This window comes from Desulfovibrio sp. 1214_IL3152, from assembly GCF_036763055.1.
Lineage (GTDB): Bacteria > Desulfobacterota > Desulfovibrionia > Desulfovibrionales > Desulfovibrionaceae > Desulfovibrio.
In genome coordinates, this window is the sequence record NZ_JBAIYW010000077.1 from 1 (window position 1) to 4512 (window position 4512).

Consider the following 4512-nt stretch of genomic DNA (forward strand, 5'->3'; position numbering starts at 1 on the left):
GTATGCGGCCTGTTCCGGTGCGGTCTGTTCCGGTGCGGTCTGTTCCGGTGCGAGCTTTGCGGTTTGCCGGGCTTGCGGGTTGCGGCGAGCGCATTTTTGCTGCCGGGCCGGTTGCTTGTACAGTGCCAGGGTATGATTTATAGTATCCCGACCCGCAACCGTAAACAGCCGGGCGCCCGCCCGCGCACGAGATGTACCTTCATGACGATTTTTGCCGTCTTTTTACTGGCCCTGGCCCTGTCGATGGACGCTTTTGCCGTGGCCGTGGTTTCTGGCTGCGCCTTGCAGAAGCCCAGGATTCGCCATTATGTGCGCCTTTCCGCTGCCTTTGGCTTTTTTCAGTTTGCCATGCCGGTCATCGGATGGTGGCTGGGCGTATCCGTTCGGGAATATATGGAAGCATGGGATCATTGGATTGCCTTTGTTCTGCTGGGCTGGATAGGCGGCAAGATGGCGCTTTCAGGGCTGCGGGCGCTCAAAAATCGTGAGTCCTGCGCCTGTCCTCTGGTTGATCCCACGGCCGGGAGCAATCTTGTGGTGCTTGGCGTAGCCACCAGCATAGACGCCCTGGCCGTGGGCCTTTCCCTGGCTATTCTGGGTACGCCCATCTGGGTGGACGCAGCCGTCATAGGCATTGTCTGCGCGGTGATTACGGCTTGCGGCGTCTATCTCGGCAAAACCCTGGCGAACCTCTGTGCTCTCAACGGCTGGGCGGAGCTGGCGGGAGGCTTGACGCTGCTTGCCATTGCTTGCAACATTCTGCGGGAACATCAGGTTTTCTGATAATCACGTCCGCCGCGGGGCCGCCTGCCCGACCCGAAGCCCCGACCCGAAGCCCCGGCAGAGCAGACCGCACGGCGGAAGAACAAGGAGGCTCCATGTCTACGGTCAGCGCCAAATACCTCGGTGATCTGCGCGTGGAATGCGTGCATAACCAGAGGGGAGCCAAAATTATTACAGATGCCCCCAGCGACAATCAGGGCAAAGGCGAATCGTTTTCGCCCACAGACCTTTGCGCCACGCCCTGGGGACTTGCGCTATGGCCATCGCGAGCAGTTACGCTAAAAATCACGGCTTGGATGTGACCGGCACGGAAGTGGAAATAACCAAGGTCATGAGTGCCGATCCGCGTGGCATCGGTAAGATTGAGGTGATCCTCCCTGTTGCGCTTCCATTTCATGCGAGTACAGGCATACTCTGTTTTTTCCCAAACGCTTGGCTTCGTACATGGCAATATCTCCACGGCGAACTATTTCATCCTTGCAGATATCGGCTGTGCTTACCATAACGATGCCTATGCTGGCAGAAAGCTCCTGCCAGGGGGTCTCTTTTGTAAAAACGGCTTTCATTGCCTTCTGTAATTGGAGCGCTTGATTAACCACTTGTTCCGCGATGCGGGCTCCGTTCAAGTACAGAACAAATTCATCGCCGCCCACGCGGGCGATGAGGGCTTCTGCAAAATTTTCTTGCAAAAGCCGGGCCGTCAGTTTCAAGGCGTCGTCCCCCATATGGTGACCATAAGTATCGTTGATTTGTTTGAAGTTATCCAGATCGACAAAAAGCAATGATGTCCCTACTCCGCAGATTTCTGGGATATTGTTATAAAAATATCTTCTGTTGAACAGCCCGGTGAGTTCGTCAGTGTTGGCGTTGTGTTCCAGTTTCTGCTGCGAGTTACGCTCCTGCGTCACGTCTCTGTATATAACCAGCAGGCCAATGCGGTTCTTAAATATATCCAGAATATTTTTCTCGTAAGATTCCAGAATTACTTCTTTCCCTTCGCTCCAGGATCGCACTTCAAGGTGGGCGCCAATCTGCTTCAGCCTATATTTTTTGATAGCAGTATCACGCAGACAAGAGCGATCTCTGCCAATAATTTCTTCCGCACTCTGGAATCGAAAAAAATCCAGAAACTTTTGGTTTGTATTAACAATCCTGTTGTTTGCATCCAGGATCATTGCAGCAAAGGGGAGGTTTTGCAGGATTATATCAACTTCGGCGCTCGAATTCGTAATATCCGTCATATCATAGGCAATACCTACCGTACCTATGATCTTTCCATCTTCATCAAGGATGGGAGATTTGCGCGTTTTGAACTGGCGCATACCCGTTTGGGTTTTAACAATTTCATCGAATATACAGGTCTTAGCCCGCGCTATGACTTCTTCTTCAGTTTCCAGGCAGACATACTCGCCATCAGCATATTCGTCGGGTTCAATATCCCATATGTAATAATGCCCACGCCCGGTGACATCTGCTTTGCTTTTTCCCACAATATTGCAAAAGGCGTCGTTAACCTTGAGGTGTGCGCCACGTATGTCTTTGAACCAGACCAGGTCAGGGGTAGTATCAATGGTAGTTTCCAAGCAATGCTGCAATAACGCGTATTTTTTATGAAGCAGCGCATTATTTAGCAAATTTTTGACACGCATGGTCATAACCGCCGGGCTGTCCGTCATGGACCAAACCTCGTCCAGAAGAGAGATCAGACTTTCAGGCAGAGTAGCCTCTTGACCGGTGGTATCTATTAAAACAATCCGCACTGTGGGCTTGGCCGTTTTTTTGAGGCCGGGCAATAAGACAAGGTGTTCTAGCCCTAGAAAGTAAATATCTTCTTTGTCCTGAGCCTCCGCGGGAAGCGATTGAACTCCGGCGTTAAAGGATACTTTGTGTCTGAAATCAGCATCAGACTGTAGTGTTTTAAATACGTCTTCAAGTAGCGGTTCTACAGGATAGAGGCTGATCCGCAATGTACAGTGAAACATTGAACTGCTCCATTCAAAAGTTATGCTTCAGTAAATGGAATCATACCAAGCATAAAAATCGCACGGTTTCAATTTGAAAGCGCAACACTTGTTGTTTGGACGTTAGAGCAATTTCACTTTGAAATTGCTCTGGCGGCTGCGTGAGCAGACGTTCGCTACGGAGGCGTAAGCGCAGTTTATCTGCGCGGTTAAACGCCGAAGTGAGCGTACCTTGAACTTTGAGAATGTATATTCTCAAAGTTAATCTGCTCTAGCCGAAGCCGAAAAGTTGTATAGGGAGTCTTGAACCCCAGACATTTTCTTGGTCTCCAGTTCAGGCGGCACATGGCCGCGACAATCTCATCCTGCGTAACCGCTTCAAGGCTCACGCCCTTGGGGAAGTACTGGCGCAAAAGGCCGTTCGTGTTTTCGTTCAGCCCTCGTTCCCAGGAGTGGTGCGGGTGAGCAAAAAAGCCCTGCGCCTCCAGCTTGCCTGATAGAGCATTTAACACTTGAAATGCTCGCTTACGGCAGGCAAAAGCCTGCTTTCTCGCATTTCGTGGCAAGGATTTTTAAGAAAATCCTTGCAGAGCAGTTAACTCATTTCATTCGTTGACTGCTCTAGTGCCGCGTGGTAGCTGAACTTTTTGCCGTTATCGTAGGTGATGGTATGTACATAGTCCTTTATAGGCGTCAAAAGTCCAAGGATAACACGGGAAACTTCACTGGCGGACTTGTTTCTGGCTTTACCCACCAGCTTCAAGCGGCTTTTTCGTTCCGCCAGAGTACCAAAAGAGAACCTCCCTTGCTGCCTTCAACGTAATCGGCCTCCCAGTCGCCAAGGCGTGAGCGTTCATCAACCACCTTCGGGCGCAGATCAATACTCACTCGATCTTTCATTTGTCCGCGTCTGTCTGGCCTGCCGTATCGTCGTTTTCGCTTGCGCTGGCAACGCAAGTGGGGTGCAGACTCCCGCCGTTCTTTTTGCCCGCCAGAATGTGTTGGTAAATCCATTCATGACTAATGTTTATCGCTTGCAGGGCAAGCACGCCAGAGATTTGCTCAGGGCTGTTATCAAGGCGCAGTCTCTGCTCAACCGCAAGCCATGTCGTTGCCGAGATTCGGTTTTTCCCTTTACAGGCCTGCCTTTCACGGCTTTTGGCATCCGCCTGTTTGTCGCGATATCCCCGCAACCCCGTGTTACGGGCAAGTTCATGGCTCACTGTCGAAACATTGCGGCCAATTTCCTTCGCCGCTTCCCGCATCGACTTTCCGCTTTTTAAAGCCTGGCAAAGGTAATAGCGTTCTTTCTTAGCAAGGCGCGCATAGTGCATAAGCCTCTCATCTGTGCTGGATAGATAACCAACATCTAACACACCTTGCTTTTCTATTCAACACACAGGGTGTTACACTTGTAACTTGAATCCAGCCCTCTCAAAGAAGTCATTAATCTTCTCATTAAAGAATATTGTAATATAAGGGGTAAAACGGAACATGCATTTCCCTTCACATTATCTTTGGGTAACATCCAAAATAATATCTGGCCGTGCTTCAAGGATGTAGCATGGTTGTGGGCACCACTTTGTGATCATTCTATTCCCATGGACAGCCAGAGGATAGATTTGGAAAAACTCTCAATGGTTAGATGCTGTAGTCACGAGACTGAAGCCCACAAAAAGATACACCTGATCTGAACGGCAGCCAGAAATGAGGCCGCATTTTTTGCGTACCGAGTCGCTATGCCGCGCCATTGCTTCAAATAGAGAAA

At 50.3% G+C, this 4512-nt stretch carries 5 protein-coding genes and 2 pseudogenes; 2 read left to right on the plus strand and 5 right to left on the minus strand.

The genetic code is table 11. The annotated features are described in order from the left end of the window. The first annotated feature begins 201 nt into the window (after nt 1-201). Both V6C07_RS01470 and V6C07_RS01475 read left to right on the plus strand, forming a co-directional pair. Nucleotides 202-783, plus strand: coding sequence for a manganese efflux pump MntP (locus V6C07_RS01470; protein ID WP_333534622.1), 582 nt, complete (start codon nt 202-204; stop codon nt 781-783). 95 nt (nt 784-878) lie between these two features. Continuing rightward, nucleotides 879-1085 (plus strand): OsmC family protein, encoded by a 207-nt coding sequence (locus tag V6C07_RS01475; RefSeq protein ID WP_333534623.1) that lies wholly within the window; start codon nt 879-881, stop codon nt 1083-1085. A 27-nt stretch (nt 1086-1112) separates the two neighbouring features. Here the strand turns inward: V6C07_RS01475 and V6C07_RS01480 are convergent, their stop codons facing one another. From V6C07_RS01480 to V6C07_RS01500, 5 genes and pseudogenes are all read right to left on the minus strand, one after another. Next, the gene (locus V6C07_RS01480) at nt 1113-2765 is read right to left on the minus strand and encodes a sensor domain-containing diguanylate cyclase (protein WP_333534624.1); all 1653 of its coding nucleotides are present in this window, start codon (nt 2763-2765) and stop codon (nt 1113-1115) included. A 188-nt stretch (nt 2766-2953) separates the two neighbouring features. Further along, nucleotides 2954-3238 (minus strand): annotated as a pseudogene (locus tag V6C07_RS01485) (transposase); the annotation flags it as partial. Between the two features lie 265 nt (nt 3239-3503). Continuing rightward, nucleotides 3504-3644 (minus strand): hypothetical protein, encoded by a 141-nt coding sequence (locus tag V6C07_RS01490; protein ID WP_333534626.1) that lies wholly within the window; start codon nt 3642-3644, stop codon nt 3504-3506. After that, complete coding sequence (locus V6C07_RS01495; protein ID WP_333534627.1) at nt 3641-4078, minus strand: helix-turn-helix domain-containing protein; 438 nt, start codon at nt 4076-4078, stop codon at nt 3641-3643. The genes V6C07_RS01490 and V6C07_RS01495 overlap by 4 nt, the downstream gene beginning before the upstream one ends. A gap of 320 nt (nt 4079-4398) precedes the next feature. After that, nucleotides 4399-4512, minus strand: a pseudogene (locus tag V6C07_RS01500) (IS5/IS1182 family transposase); the annotation flags it as partial.